Annotated in this window: 17 protein-coding genes and 1 pseudogene; 11 read left to right on the top strand and 7 right to left on the bottom strand. The window is 69.3% G+C overall.

From position 1 onward, the window contains the following. Positions 1 to 5: 5 nt before the first annotated feature. Positions 6 to 422 (top strand): annotated as a pseudogene (locus tag AB8M46_RS36045) (potassium channel family protein); the annotation flags it as partial. A gap of 87 nt (positions 423 to 509) precedes the next feature. Here AB8M46_RS36045 and AB8M46_RS36040 read toward each other — a convergent pair. Continuing rightward, entirely contained in the window at positions 510 to 1,817 is a 1,308-nt protein-coding gene (locus AB8M46_RS36040; RefSeq protein ID WP_394363079.1) for an MFS transporter, read from the bottom strand. A gap of 138 nt (positions 1,818 to 1,955) precedes the next feature. Between AB8M46_RS36040 and AB8M46_RS36035 the strand changes: the two genes are divergently transcribed. The 4 genes from AB8M46_RS36035 to AB8M46_RS36020 all read left to right on the top strand — a co-directional run bounded on the left by AB8M46_RS36035 (position 1,956) and on the right by AB8M46_RS36020 (position 7,829). Then, complete coding sequence (locus tag AB8M46_RS36035; RefSeq protein WP_378427369.1) at positions 1,956 to 3,770, top strand: glycoside hydrolase family 15 protein; 1,815 nt, start codon at positions 1,956 to 1,958, stop codon at positions 3,768 to 3,770. An 18-nt stretch (positions 3,771 to 3,788) separates the two neighbouring features. Beyond that, on the top strand, positions 3,789 to 4,667 hold the full coding sequence (locus AB8M46_RS36030) for an AraC family transcriptional regulator (RefSeq protein ID WP_073847858.1): 879 nt from the start codon (positions 3,789 to 3,791) through the stop codon (positions 4,665 to 4,667). 160 nt (positions 4,668 to 4,827) lie between these two features. Beyond that, on the top strand, positions 4,828 to 7,008 hold the full coding sequence (locus AB8M46_RS36025) for an RICIN domain-containing protein (RefSeq protein ID WP_394363078.1): 2,181 nt from the start codon (positions 4,828 to 4,830) through the stop codon (positions 7,006 to 7,008). Between the two features lie 152 nt (positions 7,009 to 7,160). After that, complete coding sequence (locus AB8M46_RS36020; RefSeq protein ID WP_394363077.1) at positions 7,161 to 7,829, top strand: VCBS repeat-containing protein; 669 nt, start codon at positions 7,161 to 7,163, stop codon at positions 7,827 to 7,829. Positions 7,830 to 7,910: 81 nt separating this feature from the next. Here AB8M46_RS36020 and AB8M46_RS36015 read toward each other — a convergent pair whose 3' ends face one another. Together AB8M46_RS36015 and AB8M46_RS36010 are read right to left on the bottom strand one after the other, a co-directional pair. Further along, on the bottom strand, positions 7,911 to 8,207 hold the full coding sequence (locus tag AB8M46_RS36015) for a DUF1540 domain-containing protein (RefSeq protein WP_016331847.1): 297 nt from the start codon (positions 8,205 to 8,207) through the stop codon (positions 7,911 to 7,913). A gap of 87 nt (positions 8,208 to 8,294) precedes the next feature. Next, a complete protein-coding gene (locus tag AB8M46_RS36010; RefSeq protein ID WP_394363076.1) occupies positions 8,295 to 9,251 on the bottom strand; it encodes an alpha/beta hydrolase in 957 nt (318 codons plus the stop codon). Positions 9,252 to 9,331: 80 nt separating this feature from the next. On the opposite strand from AB8M46_RS36010, the gene AB8M46_RS36005 reads away from it, so the two are divergent. Then, positions 9,332 to 10,477, top strand: a complete 1,146-nt coding sequence (locus AB8M46_RS36005) for a hypothetical protein (protein ID WP_394363075.1) — start codon at positions 9,332 to 9,334, stop codon at positions 10,475 to 10,477. Positions 10,478 to 10,490: 13 nt separating this feature from the next. On the opposite strand, the gene AB8M46_RS36000 is transcribed toward AB8M46_RS36005, so the two are convergent. Next, on the bottom strand, positions 10,491 to 11,387 hold the full coding sequence (locus tag AB8M46_RS36000) for a PDR/VanB family oxidoreductase (RefSeq protein WP_394363117.1): 897 nt from the start codon (positions 11,385 to 11,387) through the stop codon (positions 10,491 to 10,493). Positions 11,388 to 11,391: 4 nt separating this feature from the next. Next, complete coding sequence (locus AB8M46_RS35995; RefSeq protein WP_394363074.1) at positions 11,392 to 12,021, bottom strand: MSMEG_1061 family FMN-dependent PPOX-type flavoprotein; 630 nt, start codon at positions 12,019 to 12,021, stop codon at positions 11,392 to 11,394. A 67-nt stretch (positions 12,022 to 12,088) separates the two neighbouring features. On the opposite strand from AB8M46_RS35995, the gene AB8M46_RS35990 reads away from it, so the two are divergent. Together AB8M46_RS35990 and AB8M46_RS35985 are read left to right on the top strand one after the other, a co-directional pair. Then, a complete protein-coding gene (locus tag AB8M46_RS35990) occupies positions 12,089 to 12,706 on the top strand; it encodes a TetR/AcrR family transcriptional regulator (RefSeq protein ID WP_394363073.1) in 618 nt (205 codons plus the stop codon). 41 nt (positions 12,707 to 12,747) lie between these two features. Continuing rightward, a complete protein-coding gene (locus AB8M46_RS35985; RefSeq protein WP_394363072.1) occupies positions 12,748 to 12,990 on the top strand; it encodes a hypothetical protein in 243 nt (80 codons plus the stop codon). Between the two features lies 1 nt (position 12,991). Here the strand turns inward: AB8M46_RS35985 and AB8M46_RS35980 are convergent, their stop codons facing one another. Next, positions 12,992 to 13,807, bottom strand: a complete 816-nt coding sequence (locus AB8M46_RS35980; protein ID WP_394363071.1) for an oxidoreductase — start codon at positions 13,805 to 13,807, stop codon at positions 12,992 to 12,994. Positions 13,808 to 13,928: 121 nt separating this feature from the next. Between AB8M46_RS35980 and AB8M46_RS35975 the strand changes: the two genes are divergently transcribed. After that, positions 13,929 to 14,603, top strand: a complete 675-nt coding sequence (locus tag AB8M46_RS35975) for a helix-turn-helix domain-containing protein (RefSeq protein WP_394363070.1) — start codon at positions 13,929 to 13,931, stop codon at positions 14,601 to 14,603. 47 nt (positions 14,604 to 14,650) lie between these two features. On the opposite strand, the gene AB8M46_RS35970 is transcribed toward AB8M46_RS35975, so the two are convergent. Continuing rightward, a complete protein-coding gene (locus tag AB8M46_RS35970) occupies positions 14,651 to 15,469 on the bottom strand; it encodes a peptidoglycan-binding protein (protein ID WP_037346325.1) in 819 nt (272 codons plus the stop codon). A 231-nt stretch (positions 15,470 to 15,700) separates the two neighbouring features. On the opposite strand from AB8M46_RS35970, the gene AB8M46_RS35965 reads away from it, so the two are divergent. Both AB8M46_RS35965 and AB8M46_RS35960 read left to right on the top strand, forming a co-directional pair. Further along, positions 15,701 to 16,486, top strand: coding sequence for an NBR1-Ig-like domain-containing protein (locus AB8M46_RS35965; protein WP_394363069.1), 786 nt, complete (start codon positions 15,701 to 15,703; stop codon positions 16,484 to 16,486). Between the two features lie 128 nt (positions 16,487 to 16,614). Continuing rightward, positions 16,615 to 17,166: a YbhB/YbcL family Raf kinase inhibitor-like protein gene (locus tag AB8M46_RS35960; RefSeq protein WP_394363116.1), complete on the top strand. Its 552-nt coding sequence runs from the start codon at positions 16,615 to 16,617 to the stop codon at positions 17,164 to 17,166. Positions 17,167 to 17,195 lie beyond the last annotated feature (29 nt).

Raw genomic sequence — 17,195 nt, 5'->3', positions numbered from 1 at the left:
AGATCATGGCGGCCGGATGGCGGTTCGTCCACCTCGCGGTGCTGCGGCCGCTGCTCACCGTCACCGCGTTGCTGTGCCTGTACTACCTGCTTCCCGTCGACCAAGGGCTGCGTCCCTGGACGGTGGCCGCCTTCGCCTGCGGTCTCGCGATCGTGGTGCTGGTCGTCGTCGGCGAGGTGCGGATGATCCTGCGCTCGCCGTTCCCCGCCCTGCAAGGGATCCAGGCGCTCGCCTTGGTCGTTCCGCTGTTCCTGCTCCTGTTCGCCGACGTCTACTACGTGCTCGGGCAGGACCGGCCCGGCTCGTTCGGCACGGAGCTGACGCGAACCGACGCCCTGTACTTCACCGTCACCATGTTCACGACGGTCGGTTTCGGCGACATCGCGCCGGTTTCGGCGACGGCGCGGATCCTCGTGATGATCCAGATGGTGGCGAACCTGCTGGTGCTGAGCATCGCCTTGCGGGTGATCGTGACCGCCGTGCGGCACCGGCGTTCGTCCACAGTGGACCTATCGCGTGGGCAGCAGCACCGCGGCGATCAGGCCGGTCACCCCGGCCGCGGTCATCGTCGCGAGTGCCCAGGCGAAGCCGTGGCCTGCCGCCCCGGCCAGCACGGAGCCCGCGAGCGCCGTCCCCACCGAAGAACCCAGGTTGGACACACCGCGCGAGACCCCCGAGATGTCGCCCTGGGCCGCGTCCGGGCTGCGCGACTGGACCAGGTTCACCGACGCCGTCAGCATGATCCCGACCCCGGCACCGAGCAGGAACAGCCCCGGAACGGCGCTCGCCACCCCTGAATCCGCCCGTACCAGCAGGAGCACGAGCAGCAGCCCGGCGATGGCGAGCACGAAACCACCGCGGATCAGCCGGCGTTGCGCGTGCCGCCGGGCCATCCGTCCCGCGGCCGCCGAAGCGGCGAGGATGCCGATCGTGGCGGGTGTCAGCGTCAGCCCGGTTTCGACGGCGTCGTACCCGCGGGCCTGTTGCAGGAAAACGGCGATCACGAAGAACGAGCCCTGCAGGATCAGCCATTGCACGTGCTGGGTGATCAGGCCGAGCCGGGTGACGCGGTCGCGGAAGAGCGCGGGGGACACCAGCGGTTCGCGGCCGCCCCGTTCCCGTGCGCGGATGTGGAGGTGGAAGGCGACCAGGATCGCGGCGCCGAGTCCGATGAGGAGCCAGGCCGGGCGCAGCACACCGGCCACGACGAAGAACAGGCCCGCCGCCGAAAGCACCGCACCGCCGACGTCGAACGGGGCGCGGGCGGGGGTTTCCATCGGTTCCGCGATCCGCAGCGCGAGCAGGACGATCACGCCGACGAGCAGCACCTGGAGGAGGAACGAGGCCCGCCAGCCCAGCCACGTCGTGATCAGCCCGCCGAGGAGCGGACCGGCGGCGGCGCCGAGCGCGCCCGCGCCGGAGATCACGCCGAACCGGCGGGCCCTCGTCTCGACGTCGGGACTGGCGACGGTCACCAGGATGTAGATCGGCGGGATCATCAGCGCCGACCCGATGCCCTGCAGCAGGGAATACCCCAGCACCAGAGCCACCGGCCCGTGCGCGACCGAGACGAGCAGCGCGCCCGCGCCGTAGACGCCGAGGCCGGCCACGAAACACCGCTTGCGCCCCAGGACGTCGGTCAGTTTGCCGCCGGGCACCATCAGCGCCGCCATGGTGAGGGTGAACAACGTGATCGCCGTCTGGACGCCGAGCACCGTGGTGCCGAGGTCCGCGGCGAGCACGCTCACGGCCACGGTCATCGTCGTCGCCGCGTAACTGGCGACGAACTGGGCGAGGGCCAAGGGCGGCACGAGCATCGGCGTGGCCTTCCGATCGGGGTGCCGACCACGGTGTCGTGGCCACCACCTGGCCACCTCACCCCGGGCGGATGAGGCGGCGCCCACCCGTCCGGACGACGGTGATCACCGACCGCACCCGATGCCCGAGGAGGCGCCATGCCCGAAACCGCGATCGCCGACCACGGCCTGATCGGCGATCTGCAGACCGCCGCGCTGGTCACCACCGACGGGTCGATCGACTGGTTCTGCAGTCCGCGTTTCGACGCGCCGTCGGTCTTCGGCGCGCTGCTCGACGACGAACGCGGCGGCCGGTTCCGGATCCGGCCGAGCGGGCCGCATACGAGCAGGCAGATGTACCACCCGGACACCGCGGTCCTGATCACCCGGTTCTCCGGCGCGGACGGGATCGGCGAGGTGGTCGACTTCATGCCCCCGCGTGACGGCGCCGCGACCGCCCGGCACCGGATCGCGCGCCTCGTCCGCTGCGTCCGGGGCAGCATCACCTTCGAGATGGAGGTCGCGCCGCGGTTCGACTACGGCCGTCGTCCGCACGAGGCGATCCCGTTCGGGCACGGCGTCGTCTTCGTGTCGAGCGAACTGTCGCTGACGTTGCACCCGGTCCGCGAACCCGGCGACGAGCACCTGGCCGAGACGCGGCTCGAAGGCGGCGACGCGCATCTGCGGCTGAGTCTCACGGCGGGACAGGTCCGCGGCGTCGTCCTCGAGACCGACACCGCGGAACCGCCGCGGGAGATCCGGCTCCGCGAGTTCACCGCCCTGTTCGACGGCACGGTGGGCTGGTGGCGTTCGTGGCTGGCCCGCTCCACCTACCGCGGCCGCTGGCGCGAGATCGTGACCCGCTCGGCGATCACCCTGAAACTGCTCACCTACCGGCCGACCGGCGGACTGGTCGCCGCGCCGACCCTCGGGCTGCCGGAGGAACTCGGCGGGGAACGGAACTGGGACTACCGCTACACCTGGGTGCGGGACGCGTCGTTCTCGGTCTCCGCGTTGCTGGCGCTCGGTTTCACCGAAGAGGCCGCACGCTTCGGCGGCTGGCTGGGCGACCGGATCCGCGAAGGCGGCACCGGGGACGGCGGGCCGCTGGCCGTGCTCTACCGCGTCGACGGCGCGACGGATCTCCGTGAGGAGGACCTCCCGCATTGGTCCGGCTATCGCGGGTCGAGCCCGGTCCGGATCGGCAACGACGCGGCCGGACAGCTGCAACTGGACATCTACGGCGAGGCGATGGACAGCGTCTACGCCGCCGACCGGGCAGGTTTCGAGCTGCCCCATCGCGGGTGGACCGCGGTCCGCGCGGCGCTCGACTGGCTCGGCGAACACTGGGACCAGCCGGAAGAGGGCATCTGGGAGACCAGGGGCGGCCGCCGGTCCTTCACCTACGGCCGGTTGATGAGCTGGGTCGCCTTCGACCGCGGCCTCCGGATGGCGAGCACCCACGGCCGTCCCGCCCCGATCGAGGACTGGACGTGGCAGCGCGACAGCATCTACGACCAGATCCTGAACCAGGGCTGGCACCGGACGAGACAGGCGTTCGTCCAGCACTACACCGGCGACGAACTGGACGCGTCGCTGCTGCGGATGCCCCGCACCGGTTTCCTCCCTTCGCGGGATCCGCTCTGGCTCTCGACGCTCGACGCGATCGGGAAGGACCTGGTCGTCGACAGCCTGGTGCACCGGTACGACCCGGCCGCGTCGCCGGACGGGCTGGCGGGCACGGAAGGCACTTTCTCCTTGTGCAGCTTCGCCTACGTCGACGCGCTGACCCGGGCGAGCAGGCTGGACGAGGCGCGGGCGGCGTTCGAGAAGATGCTGACCTACGCCAACCACGTCGGCCTCTACGCCGAGGAGATCGCGCCCAGCGGCGAACAGCTCGGCAACTTCCCGCAGGCCTTCACCCATCTCGCGCTGATCGACGCGGCGGTCACCCTCGACGCCGCTTTGGGCTGATTGCGCGAAGATGCGGGGATGGGTTACCGGACCTGGATGCGGTACTTCACACCGTCCGCCGTGCACCGACGGCTGGGCCTGGTGTGCCTCGGGGTCGGGCTGCAGCACGGCGTCCTGCCCGCCGTCGGGCCGCGGGTGCTCGACCATTACGTGGCCGTGGTGGTGTCGAAGGGGCGCGGGTGGTTCGCCGTGACGGGTGGCGAACGGCAGGAGGTCGTCGCGCCCGCGCTGCTGTGGCTCGTCCCCGGGGTCGGGCACCACTACGCGCCCGACCCCGCGCACGGCTGGGAAGAATGCTTCGTCGACTTCGACGGCAGTGCCGTGGACGCCTATGTCGAACTCGGGTACGTCACGCCCGGGACGCCGGTGGTGCCACTGGGCGACGTCGAGGCCGTGCGCGACATCGTGAGCCGGATCGTGCGCTGCGCGCGCGGCGGCAGCCCGCTCGCCCAGGTCGACGCCTCGGCGGCCGTACATCATCTGCTGGTGGCGTTGCGGCGGGCCGCCGACAGCACCCCCGACGACGGCCCCCTGCTGGAGGCGCTGGCGCAGGACGCCCTGCTGCCGCTCAGCGTCGCCGAGATCGCGGCCCGCCGCGGCATGACCCTTCCCGAACTCCGCACCGCCGTGCGCCGGAGCACCGAGACCGGGCTGAAGGATCACCTACTGACCCTCCGCCTCAACCGCGCCAAGGAACTCCTCGCCACCACACGGATGCCGGTGCAGGAGGTGGCGCAGGCGATCGGTTACGAGGACGCCGCCTACTTCAGCAGGCTCTTCACCCGCCGGGCCGGTGTCTCTCCAGCACGCTTCCGCGAGTCGCGTGTCCAGGCCGTCCCCGGCGGCTGGAGTTCGCGTGTTCCCCCGGCCGACGACCCGCCGTTGGTACCCGACTGACCGCCTTGGACTTCCACATCGGGCCGCTTGGACTTTCCGCGCAATAAGTGCATGACCGACGCTTGAAGTTGACTGAAAGCGTTGACTTACGCGCAATAACGTTCATAGCATCGGCGACCGCCCCGCCAACTGTGGTGCGGGTCACCCTTGGGAGAGAGTCATGCGGACCCTGCCTCTTCTCGGCGCCGCGGCCTTGGCCGTGGCGGCGACCACGGTGGTACCGGTGTCGTCCGACGCCGCGCCGCCGGACGCGACGTACACCATCACGGTCGACGCCAAGAAGTCGTTCAGCCCGACCACCGACACCCCGGCGAGTACCTATGTCGACAAGGACGGCACGTTCTACTTCCAGCAGGCGGCCGCGCTCTACGGCGCGGACCAGCCACGGGAATGGGACTTCTACAGCGGACGCGATTTCGACAGCTTCACCAAGAACCCGATCAGTTCGGCGGTGAACCCGGCGAATCCCGCCGACCGCAACGACGACACCACCTGGCGCTGCAACAACAGCCCCACCGGCAAGGAATCCACCGATCCGCCCGCCGGGTCGGGTTATTCGCAGCGCAATTTCTGCGACCTCGTCGGCACCTGGGTCGATCCGGACACCGGCGACTGGTACGGCCTGATCCACAACGAGTTCACCCCCGAGCCGTTCGGCGCGTACTCGTTCTCCCACTACGACGCGATCGACATGGCCGTCTCGAAGGACCAGGGCAAGACCTGGACCATCAAGGATCACGCGATCACTTCGCCGTACAGCACGAAACGCGGTGACACGGCGGCGTTCCCGCATCAGACGTTCGACTACGGCGACGGCGACCCGCGCCTGTTCGTCGACACCGCCTCCGGCTACTTCTACGTCTACTACGGCTCGCGCATCGTGCCGAAGGCCGGCGCGGGCGGCCCGATGACCGGGCTGGCGCACGTCGCGCGTTCGCCGATCTCGGCCAAGATGGCGTCCGGCTCGTGGCAGAAGTGGTTCGACGGCGGCTGGAGCCAGCCCGGCGTCGGCGGCCGCGAGAGCAACATGGTCCCCGTGTCCGCCGCGGGCGACACCGGCTACACCCCCGTCGCGGACGACTACGACCCGGCCAACACCGGCAACGTCACCCAGCAGATCGCCGCGGGACAGCTGCCGAAGAAGTCGGACCTGTTCATCATGAACATCGCCTACAACGCGCATCTCGGGCTCTACATCGGCGCTCCGGAGGCCGTGGACAGCGTCGTGCCCCAGCGTTATTACGTGACCGACGACCTGACGACGCAGAAATGGCGTCTCATCGGCGACACCGGGAGCTACACCAACCAGTCGTGGTACCGCTGGTTCGTCGACGCGGCGAACAAGACGAACTCGACCATCATCGGCAAGCAGTTCCGGTCGTACTGCGCGGTGGCCTGCTCGAACAACGCGGGCGGCGAGTACACCACGCAGACCATCACGTCGTCGGCGCCCGCACCGTCCCCTGTGGACACTTCGCGCAAGTACCGGATCGGTCTCGGCGACGGCCGGGTTCTCGCGCAGGGCACCGGAACCACGACGACGTCGGTCGCGGCCACGACCGGATCCGACCGCGAAGCATGGCAGTTCTCCTCCGACGGCGACGGCTCGTATCGCATCGCCAACGCCGCCACCGGCCAGCTCCTCGGCGTCGACGCCGTGCAGGCGGGCCGGGCGTGGGGCGCGAAACCGACCGTGACGTCGGCTTCGACGGTCGGGCAGCAGTGGTTCGTCATCCCGTCCACTGTGGACAAGGGGACCTTCCGGCTGGTGAACCGGTACAGCGGCCTCGCGCTCGGCCTGTCCGGCAAGACCTCACGCCTGGCGGAGACCACCCCGCTGCGGTCTTGGACCGACACCACCGGCAACACCGTCGGCGGCGGCCGGACCGCGGCCGAACAGACACTGAAGTTCACCGACGCCGGCGCGGGCACCCTCGACGGCGTCCACACCCTGGCCGCGTCCGGCAAGAACCTCGACGACCCGGACTCGTCGACGGCCGCCGGAACCCCGTTGGTCACCTGGACGCCGAACCAGGGCGCCAACCAGAAGTGGCTGTTCACCCGGCAGTCCGACGGTTCCTACACGCTGACCAACGCGCATTCGAAACTGTGCGCCGACGTCGAAGGCGGGGCCACCACCGCGGGCGCGCGCGTCATCCAATGGACGTGCACCGGCGGGGCCAACCAGCGCTGGAACGCGACCAAACAGCCCAACGGCACCTACAAGATCGCCAGTGTCCGCTCGGGTCTGCTGCTGACCACGGCGTCCACTTCGGACGGTGCGGCCGTGACGCAACGGGCCGACACGGGCTCCGCACTGCAAGCGTGGGCCATCGGCTGACCCCGCGTGGCCCGCTCCTTCGGGGGCGGGCCACCGGGTTGCGTTTGTGTGGCACATCACACTCTCACTGCACGTCCATGATCCGCAACCGTCTCCCTTCATGAGAGCACTTTCGGTGAAAAGTTCACCGGGAGCGTGGGAGGGAGAACACCATGAAGCACACCGGCATCATCCGCACCACCACCATCACCGGCGTCGTCGCGGCGCTGAGCCTGGCCGCCATCGTCCCGGCGCTGGCGAGCCCGGCTTCCGCCGACCCGGTCACCACCGTGGCCGACCTCGACGGCGACGGCGAGATCGAGACCGTCACCGCGCAGCTCACCGGACCCGACGACCAGGTCATCTCGGCCACCGTGCACGGCACCTTCACGTCGATCCACCTGGGCGCCGACAGCTCCGTGCCGCTGGCGGCCCCTCGCGTCACCGACCTCAACGGGGACGGCCGCGCGGAACTGATCGTCACCCAGTCCGTCGGCGCCAACACCACGTTCTTCACCGCGCTGCACTACGACGGCCGCAACCTCGCCCAGGTCGTCGGCGACGACGACAAGCCGCTGTCGGTCGCCGAAGGCGGTGGCATCGCCGCCCACCTGGGTTACCAGTGCACTTCGCTCGACGGCGGCGGCCGCACCTTCGAAACCGTCGCGGCCGAGGCCGACGACATCGGCGCCGACCCGCTCACCTATTCGGGCACGCGCACCGTCTACACCCTTCGCGACGGCGCGCTGACCACGCAGAAGACCATCCCGATCACGAGCCGTCCGGTGACCGACCCGGTGCTGGGCACCGACGCCGCCAGCTGCGACCAGCCCGGCGCCTGACGGCCCGTGCCGCCAAGCGCGTGAAGGCCTCCTTCCCTCGGCTGAGCCGAGGGAAGGAGGCCTTCACGCGCAAAATGGTGACTAAGGCGCGTAGGTCAGGCAGTTGGCGGCATGGTCACCCTCGCCCGGTCCCACCCGGACACTCGAAGCGGTGCATTCCAGTGCGGAATTGTGGCGGCAGTCGGACCGGGAGCAGGCGCCCACCTGCGCGGTCACTCGATCGAGTCCGCCCTTGGTATTGAGCGGGACGAACGTTCCGCAATCGGCCGAACCGTTGCCGCCGCCCACCGTGATGGCGAAAGCGTGACAGCCGTCGTGGTTGTACGAACATCCGCTGACCGTGCATTCGTGGACGGCGGGCATTTCGGTGGTGGTCATAACGACTCCTGTACTTCGTGGTGGTGGTGGTGTCGTTCGGTATGACCAGGGTTACACCGGCCCGGTGCGGCGGCAATTCGGGGAAATTCATTCACGTCCGGCGAGCAGCCGGTCCAGCCAGGAATCGCGGGCGGCGAGACACGATCGGGCGACGGCCGTTTCCGGTGCGAGATCGTAAAAGCCGTGGAACGCGCCGCCCCAGACGTGCAATTCCGCCTCTCCCCCGGCCGCCCAGATCGCGCTCGCGTACGCCACGGCCTCGTCGCGGAACACTTCGGCGGCGGCGACGTCGATGAACGTCGGCGGCAGTCCGCCGAGATCGGTCGCGCGGGCCGGGGCGGCATACGGCGAGACGTCGGGGCCGCCTCGCCGGTCGCCGAGGACCATCGTCCACGCCGTCAGGTTGCTGGTCCGGTCCCAGACGCCGACGCCGTCGTACCGGCGCGCGGACCCGGTGTCGTTCCGGTCGTCGATCATCGGGCACTGGAGCAGCTGGCCGCACAGCGCCGGCCCGCCGCGGTCGCGCGCCAGCAGCGTGACCCCGGCGGCGAGGCCACCTCCGCCGCTGCCGCCGAAGACGACCAGCTTGCCCGGGTCGAAGCCCAGCTCGCCCGCGTGCGCGGCCATCCACTCCAGGCCGGCGTAGCAGTCCTCCACCGGCACCGGATCCGGATGTTCGGGCGCGCGGCGGAATTCGACGGTGACCGCGACGGCGTCGTACTTCATCGCCCATTCGACGAGCGGTCCCACCGACGCGAACCGGTCGCCCATCACCATTCCGCCGCCGTGCACGTGGTAGACCCCCGGCCCGCCGCCGCGATGATCCCGGCGCGCGATGACCGAAACGACGATTTCCGCGCCGCCGTATCCAGGGATCGTGTGATCGGTCCAGGTGACCGGGCGATCGCCGATCTGTTCTTCGATCGTCGGGAACGGCAACGCCCGGTACCGCTCCAGCTGATCCGCCGTCATGCCGACCGGCACATTTCCCTTCAGCGCGGGCAGGACGGCGGCGAGTTCGGGATCGTATGCGGGTTCCACCATCCGCGTGAGCTTAGCCAGCGGGCGCCGACGATCCGTATACGTCGACTATGGCAGGCTTGCGATGACAAAAGGGGGCGGCCATGGCCGGTTGGTCGGCGATAGCGGGCACGCACAACTACGCGGTCTCCGACAGGGTGAGCGCCGAAGCCTTGACCGAAGCTCTGGCCGAGTACGGCTTCGCGACGGTCGTGGCACGCCCGGCGCAGGCCGAGGGCTGGATCGTGTGCGCGCTGGACGAGGGCCCGTATCCGGTCGACGTCCAGGGACATCGGACCATCGACGCCGTCGGCAAGGCCGCTGCCCGCCTGGCGCGGGGTTTCGGCGGATACCGGCAGGGTGGCAGCCGATGCGACCCCAGCATGCTCACGCATTTCCGGAACGCGCCGATCGTGCGCACCAATCCCGGTGCGCGGCCGCCTGTCCCCACCGTCGTGATCGCGCCCGCGCCTCCGTCGTACGCCCTGGAACTGACTCCTGATCCCGTCTCCGACGCGCGCGCCGATCTGAGCGGGCTGGACGAGGTTGAGTGGAGCGAGCTCGACCATGCCCACAGTCCGGCGGAGGACATTCCCAAGCTGATCCGGGCGCTCGCTCGAGACGACGACAACTGGGATGAACTCCTCGACGAACTCTTCGGCGACAACCTGCTTCACCAGGGGAGCTGCTATTCCGCGACGGCCCCGGCACTGCCGTTCGTGGGCCGGTTGATCACCACAGGTGGACTCCGCGCCTCCCGGCGGCTCGACCTTTACACGTGGCTGGTCGCCGCGGCGGATTGCCTTCCGGCCGGCGTCCTCGCCGATGCCGAACCCGCGTCCGCGTGGGGACGGGCCCCCGACGCGGCTCCGTGGACACCGGACGTGCACCTCGCCGTCGGCGGGCAACTTCCCGCGCTCCTGACCCGGTGGAAGGCCGAACCACCCGCGACCCGATACGTACTCGCCTGCCTTGCCGCCCTCTATCCCGATCAAGGGCAGCGGATGGTCGAGGACGTGGCCGCGATGGCGACGCGCTACGCCGGCCACCGGCCCGGGGAGTATCTGCGCATCGCCGAAGCGCTTTTGCGTGGCGAAGACACGCGGGCCCTGACGATCGCCGAGCAGATCTTCGGCTGGGACGAAGACCTGGACGCCGACTGGCTCGACGCCCCGAACGTCACCGACACGTTCAAGGCCGGACACGTCCTTGCCAACGGAACCCTGCGCATCGTGAGTAATACGGTGTAGCGCCTACGCCGGGTCAGAGGTCGACGTCCAACCGCGAAGACGCACGCGAGACACAGCAGTACATCCGCCCGGCCGGCGCGCCGATGTCGTCGCGGTGCTCCGGTTCCCCACCGACGACGCGGATCTCGCAACTCCCGCAAACGCCTTCACGACACCCGGACGGGATCCGGAACCCCGCGTGGTTCAAGGCGTCCAGCAAGGATTCCTCCGCGGCGACCGGCACCGTCCGGCCCGAACGAACACAGTGCGCCTCGAAAGGCACATCGGGCGCGAATTCCTTGGCCACCGGCCGGAACCGTTCGAGGTGCAGGCGGTGCGCGGGGAACGTCGCCTCGGCCGCGTCGAGCATCGACGCGGGGCCGCAGCAGTAGACGAGCGCGTCCGGGCCGAGTCCGGCCGCCAACGCGGCGAAATCGGGTCTGCCGTCGGTGTGCAGGCGCACCCTGTCGCCGTACGCCGCCTTGAGTTCGGCGGCGAACGGCATGGTCGCTTCGGACCTGCCGACGTACACCAACCTGGCCGAGTCACCCGCCGCCGCGAGCATCGGCATGATGGGCGTGATGCCGATCCCGCCCGCGATGAACAGGTACTCCGGGGCGGGCAGCAACGGGAAGTTGTTGCGGGGCAACGAGACATCGAGGGTCCGGCCCGCGCGCAGGAACAGGTGGACGTACTCCGAACCGCCCCGGCTCAGCCGGTCGTGGCGGACGGCGACGCGGTAATGGCCGCGATCCGCCGGGTCCCCGCACAGGGAATACTGCCGGGTCAGCCAATTCGGCAGGGACAGATCGACATGTGCGCCCGGCTCCCAGGGCGCCAACGGTCCTTCGGCGCCGCGCAGTACGAGCGAGACGACATCCTCGGCGACCGGTTCCACGCGGTCGAGAACGGTCTTCTGCGTCAACGGGATCACCTCAGTACAACTGCCGGTAGCCGGTCTCGAGCATGGTCTGCAGCACGGCGGGATCGACGTCGGGACCCATCTGCTCGGCGGCGACCTCGCCGACGGACGGCAATTCGTCGGCCAGCGCCTGACTCGCGGGATCCCAGAGCCGGGACCGGATCAGCGCGCGGCCGCAGTGGAAGAAGGTCTCCACCACGTCGACGACGATCGCCAGAACCGCCGGTTTGCCCTCGGTGCGCATCCTGGCGAGCACGTCCGGCTCGTCGGTGGGATAGGCGCGGCCGTTGACCCGGAACACCTCCCGCACGCCGGGGACCACGAACATCAGGCCGATGCCGTCGTTCTCCGCGAGATTGCGGAACGACTCGGCGAGTTTGTTGCCCGGCCGGTCGGGAATGGCCAGGGTGCGCTCGTCGAGCACCTTCACGAAGCCGGGGTAGTCGCCGCGCGGCGAGCAGTCGGGCAGGCCCGTCGCGTCCGACGTCGCCATCGCCACGAACGGGGCATGGGCGATGAACCGGTGGCCGTGCCGGTCGATCCGGTCGTGGACCTTGGCCCTGATCATGGCCTCCGGCTCCCCCAGCCGGGCACGGACCTGTTCGGGCGACAGCCTGCGCGGACGGGTATCAGTGCTGGTCATGGCATAATTATGAGCAATTGTTCAGCACGCTCGCTACTCGCTTTCGCGCCGCTTCACCGGGAGTGTCATGACGTCGGAGCAAAGACGGCTTCAGCCACGTAAACAGCCTCGCCAGGTCCGGGCCGAGCTCACCAGGCAGCGCATCCTCACCGCGGCTGCTCACGTTTTCGCCGAGTTCGGGTACGCCGCCGGGACGACGAACCGGATCGCCGAACGGGCCCGGATCTCGATCGGTTCGCTGTATCAGTACTACCCGAACAAGGACGCGATCCTGGCCGAGTTGCTGACCCGCCACCTCGACGGCGACCGGGCCACCGAGACGCTGCGCCGGTACAAGGAATCACCGGAGCCGCTCGAAACCGTCATCCGGGATTTCGTGCGCACGGTGATCGAGAACCATCTCGACGATCCGCGGCTGCTGCAGATCATGATCGAGCAGGCGCCCCGTTCCGGCGAACTGCTGGACCGCATCACCCGGCTGGAATGGGAGATGATCGCCGATCTGCGGGAACTGCTCCACGGCCACCCCGAAGTCCGCGTGCGGGACAAGGACACCGCCGCCCGGCTCGTCGCGTCGACCGTGGAGCTGACCGTGCACCAGCTCATCGCCTCGCCCGGCTCCATCGACGTCACGCGCCTCGAGAACGAGCTCGTGGCGATGATCACCGGTTACCTCCGGGCCTGATTTCCGGGGGTTGACCAGGCGATGAGCGGGTATCCACCGGTGTGAGCCGACTTGGGGACAGCGTGCGCGGCCTCACCGCCCGGTGGCGGCGGAGGGGCGGCGCACTCGCGCTGATCTGGACATTGATCACCTTCGGCCTGGTCGCGATGCTGTGGATGTCCGGCTTCCGCGCGTGGCCGGTGTACCTGACCGCGGCACCGGGCGCCGTCGTCACCGTCCTGCTGTGGATCGGTGTCGCGCGCACGCGCCACCGGAGGGTCGTCGAGAAACAGCCGAGCGGTTGAGCTACTTCGTCGCACGCATGGCCAGCTGGTCGAATTCGCGATCCGGCAGGGTCCTGTTGAGCTCCAGGAGCTGCTCGGCGAGGTGACCGACGGCGTACCGCGTCTCCGGTTTCCCGGCCTCGATGGCGCGGCGGATGGCGTCCACGACCACGGACGGGTCGGAGCCGTCGCTGAGCCCGGTTTCCCCGTGCCGCGCCATGGCTTCCGCCATCTCGCGATAAGCCCCGTGGCCGGAGTTCTCCCTCAGCTGTGCGGAAGTCTGGTCCTCGAACTCGGTTTTGATGATGCCCGGCTGGATGATGACGACGTCGATGCCGAAGGGCTCGACCTCCATCCGGAGCGTGTCGGAGAAGGCTTCGAGCGCGTGCTTGGACGCGTAGTACCAAGCGCCGAACGGCAAGGAGATCTCGCCGCCGATCGACGAGACGTTGACGATCGTGCCGGATCGCCTGCCCCGCATGGCGGGCAGGACGAGCTGAACGAGCCTGGCGGGCGCGAGGAGATTGACTTCGAGCTGGTCGCGCGCGCTGTCGAGCGGCACGTCCTCGACGGCGCCGTGCAGCACGGTCCCCGCGTTGTTGACCAGGACGTCGATTCGTTGCCGCTCGTCGAGAACGGTGCCGACCGCTCGGCGGAGATCGTCCTCGTTCCGAGCGTCCATCTTGAGCACCTGGCCGCCCGCCGCGCGGAGGTCGTCCATCTTCTCCACACGCCTCGCGGCGCCGTAGACGATGTGCCCGGCGCGCAGGAGCTCCAGCGCGGTGGCGTGGCCGATCCCCGACGAAGCTCCGGTGACCAGGCATACCTTGGCCGTCATTCCGTGTGCCCCTCCTGATTTCTTCGCTTACAAGGAAACCGTAGGCTCATTTTTCCTGTTGCTGCAACACAGAACCTAGAATCGATGCAATGACCATGCCACTGAATGCACCGGAGGACGGGTGCCGGGAAACCGTTTGACCCGCGACGAACGCGGGCAGATCGCGTCGGGACTTTCGGCGGGACTCGCCTACGCCGAGATCGCCCGCCGGATGGACCGCCCCAAATCGACCGTGATCCGTGAGGTGGCGCGCAACGGCGGCGCCCACGGTTACCGGGCGGATCAGGCGCAGCAGGCGACGCGATGGCGGGCGCGCCGCCGCAAACCCGGCCCGGCGCCGGAAAAACCACAGCCCCCGGAAACGCTGCGCGACTTCGAAACCGAATTCGCCGAGACGATGGCCGCGACCGGCGTCCCGGCGATGATGGCCAGGGTTCTGGCGTGCCTGTTCACCGCGGATTCCGGTGGCGCTACCGCCGCCGAACTGGTGGCCAGGCTGGAGGTCAGTCCCGCGTCGGTGTCCAAGGCCGTCGGCTGGCTCGAACAACGCGGCCTGATCACTCGCGAGCGTGAGGGCAGACGGCAGCGATACGTCATCGACGACGACTTCGGCTACCGCGCCTGGCAGACGAGTCTCGAAGCGATGACCCAATGGGCCGAAGTCACCCGGCGAGGTGCCGCCCTGCTCGACGGCCCGGCGTGCGCCCGGCTGGACGCCACCAGCCGGTTCTTCCGGCATCTGCGCGAGGACATGGGCGAGGCGGCCGAACACTGGCGCCGGACCGGCCCGCGCTGACGGGGCGGGCGACCGAAGCCGCCCGCCCCGTCCGGAACGCCGTGGCGTCACCCACGCTTGAATTCCTCCCAGGTCACCTTCTTCACCTTGGGGCCGTCGTCCTTGGCGTGGCTCGCCAGCCCGTTCAGGCCCTTGAAGTAGTCACCGGCCTGGGCCTGCGCCTGCGGCGACATGTCGGTGTCGCTGATCGCGATGCCGTGGATGTGCTCCACCCAGTCGCCCTGGCTCGGCGTGCGGTGCCACGCGGCGAACCCGACCTCGCGCAGCGCCTTCACCGCGGCGGTCTTGTTCGGGAGGTTGTTCACCGAGATGTCGACCGCGCCGCCGCCGTCGTGCGTACCGCCCGAAGCGCCCACCCCGCCGGCGTTGTACGAGCCCTGCGTGATGGTGAACTTCACCCCGGCCTTCTTCTCCGCGGCCGCGATCATGTCGGCCGTGCGCTTGTTGACCGTCTTGCCGTCCAGGCTGGTCTTCGAGCCGACGCCGATCGGCGCGGTCACCGTGTAGCGGCCCTTGCCCAGTTCGGTCAGCGAGCCCTTGCCCGGCAGACCGCTCGCGGCGAGGCCGCTGTGCCCGAGCGACTTCTGGTACTTCTGGTACGCGGTCACCGTCGAGGTGCCGAAGTGCCCGTCGACCTGCTTCTTGTCGAGCAGGTTCTTCGCGGCCAGCGCCTGCTCGACCACCTTGACGCTCTCCCCGGAGCCCGGCGTGATCGACTGGTCGGCCTTGTACGGATCCCACATGGCCGCCTTGACCACGGCCTCCATGTTGACCGAGGGTGCGGCCACCGCGGGCTGTGCCGCCGTCATCCCCAGCGTGGCCCCGGACAGAGCGGCGAACATCGCGGCGGTTGCCACCTTGCGCATGACTGCTCCTTCACTCGATGGCTGCTCCCCGTGAGCAGCTCGTGACCGACACTGGCCCGGAAGCGGTGTCACCCGGAACCGCCTGTACACAACGTCTGACGTCAAAAACCGCAGGTTGACAGCGTTTGACAGCGCCCGAGGCGGGCCGCTTCCGCTGGTCAGCGCGGCGATCCGGACACTCTTCGCGATATAGTCACCAAGCCGCGAAGAGTGACGAAAAACGTTGTCACGGTGGACACGATCGCGAGGGGGAGCGTGCCGGAACCGCGAACAGGAGAACGGGCGCCGGAGCTCGAAGCGTTCATGGAGGAACTGCGGAAGCTCCGGACGCGAGCCGGGGAGCCGTCCTTCCGGAAGATGGCCGCGAAGTCCGGCGCGGTGTCCCACGCGACCCTGCACCTCACCGTCACCGGCAAGCGGTTGCAGCCGTGGGAGACGGTCCGGGAGTTCGTCCGCGCCTGCGACGGTGACGAAGAGGAATGGCACGCCCGATGGCAGGGTGTCCAGCTCGTGCTCTCCGCGGATCGCGAACCGGATCCCGCGCCGCGGTCACGGTCCAAATTCCTCCTGGTGGCGCTCGCCCTCGTCGCCGTCGCCGCGATCGCCGCCGTCGTGGTCGTCCTCCTGCCGGACGCGCAGGAGCCGTCCGTGCCGCCCCATCCCGGTGACGCGAGCAAGTTCGTCGCCGACGTCACCATCCCCGACGACACCGTGGTCAAACCGGGCAGCCAGTTCGTGAAGGTGTGGGAGCTCAAGAACACCGGCACCGTCGAATGGCGGAAGCGGTATCTGCGCCGCACCGACCTCCCGGTCGCGCCCGGCGCCTGCCGCACCCCGGACCGGATCCCGGTCAACGACACCGCCCCGCAGGGGAACGTGCAGGTGACGGTCACCGTGAGCGCCCCGCCGACCGCGCCCGCCGACTGCAAGGTCTTCTGGAAGATGGTCGACGAGGAGAACCGGGAACTCTTCCCGGCCAGCAGGCCGATCTACTTCTCGGTGCTCGTGCGCGCCTGAGCCCGGGGAAAACACCTCGTTCGGCCGGAAAAGTGCGCTAGCCGCCGCTTTCCGGGCTCCCTACGCTGAATTCCGCGCACGAGAACCACAAACGGCCTCGGGAGACTCCAGTGAGAGCAACGAGAATCGTGTTCTGCGCCCTGTTCGCCCTCGGCGCCGTCTGCCTTTCCCCCGCGGCGTCGGCGGCGCAAAACGCGTTCACCCTGTCCAGCACCGCTTTCGCCAACGGCGGCCTCATACCCAAGGTGCACGAGTGCACCAGCGGCGGCGGGAACGATCCGGCCAAGAAGAACGAGTCGCCACCGCTGGCCTGGTCGGGCGCTCCCGCCGCGGCGAAGAGCTACGCGATCGTCATGCGCGACCTCGACAACGCCAACCTCATCCACTGGGTCATCTACGACATCCCGGCGTCCACGGCCTCGCTCCCCCAGAACGTCCAGCACGTCTACCGGCCGCCGGTGCCCGCCGGCTCCAGGCAGGTCTACTACCGCGGCAGCGCCAGCCTCTACGGCTACCAGGGCCCGTGCTCGCCCTCGACCGTGAACACCTACGAGTTCGTCGTGCACGCCCTCGACCGGGCGTCGCTCACCGGCCTGAACTCCGGTTCGTCGACACAGGCCGCCGCCAGGGCGATCACCGCGGCTTCGATCGGTTCGGCGAGGATCACCGGCGAGTCGTAAGTCCCCTGGTCACCCGTGGCAAAATCGGC

Origin of the sequence: Amycolatopsis sp. SB7-3, from assembly GCF_041021335.1 — a bacterium.
GTDB lineage: Bacteria > Actinomycetota > Actinomycetes > Mycobacteriales > Pseudonocardiaceae > Amycolatopsis > Amycolatopsis japonica.
Note: the sequence above shows the minus strand (reverse complement) of the source record. Positions and strands in the feature narration are given on the sequence as shown.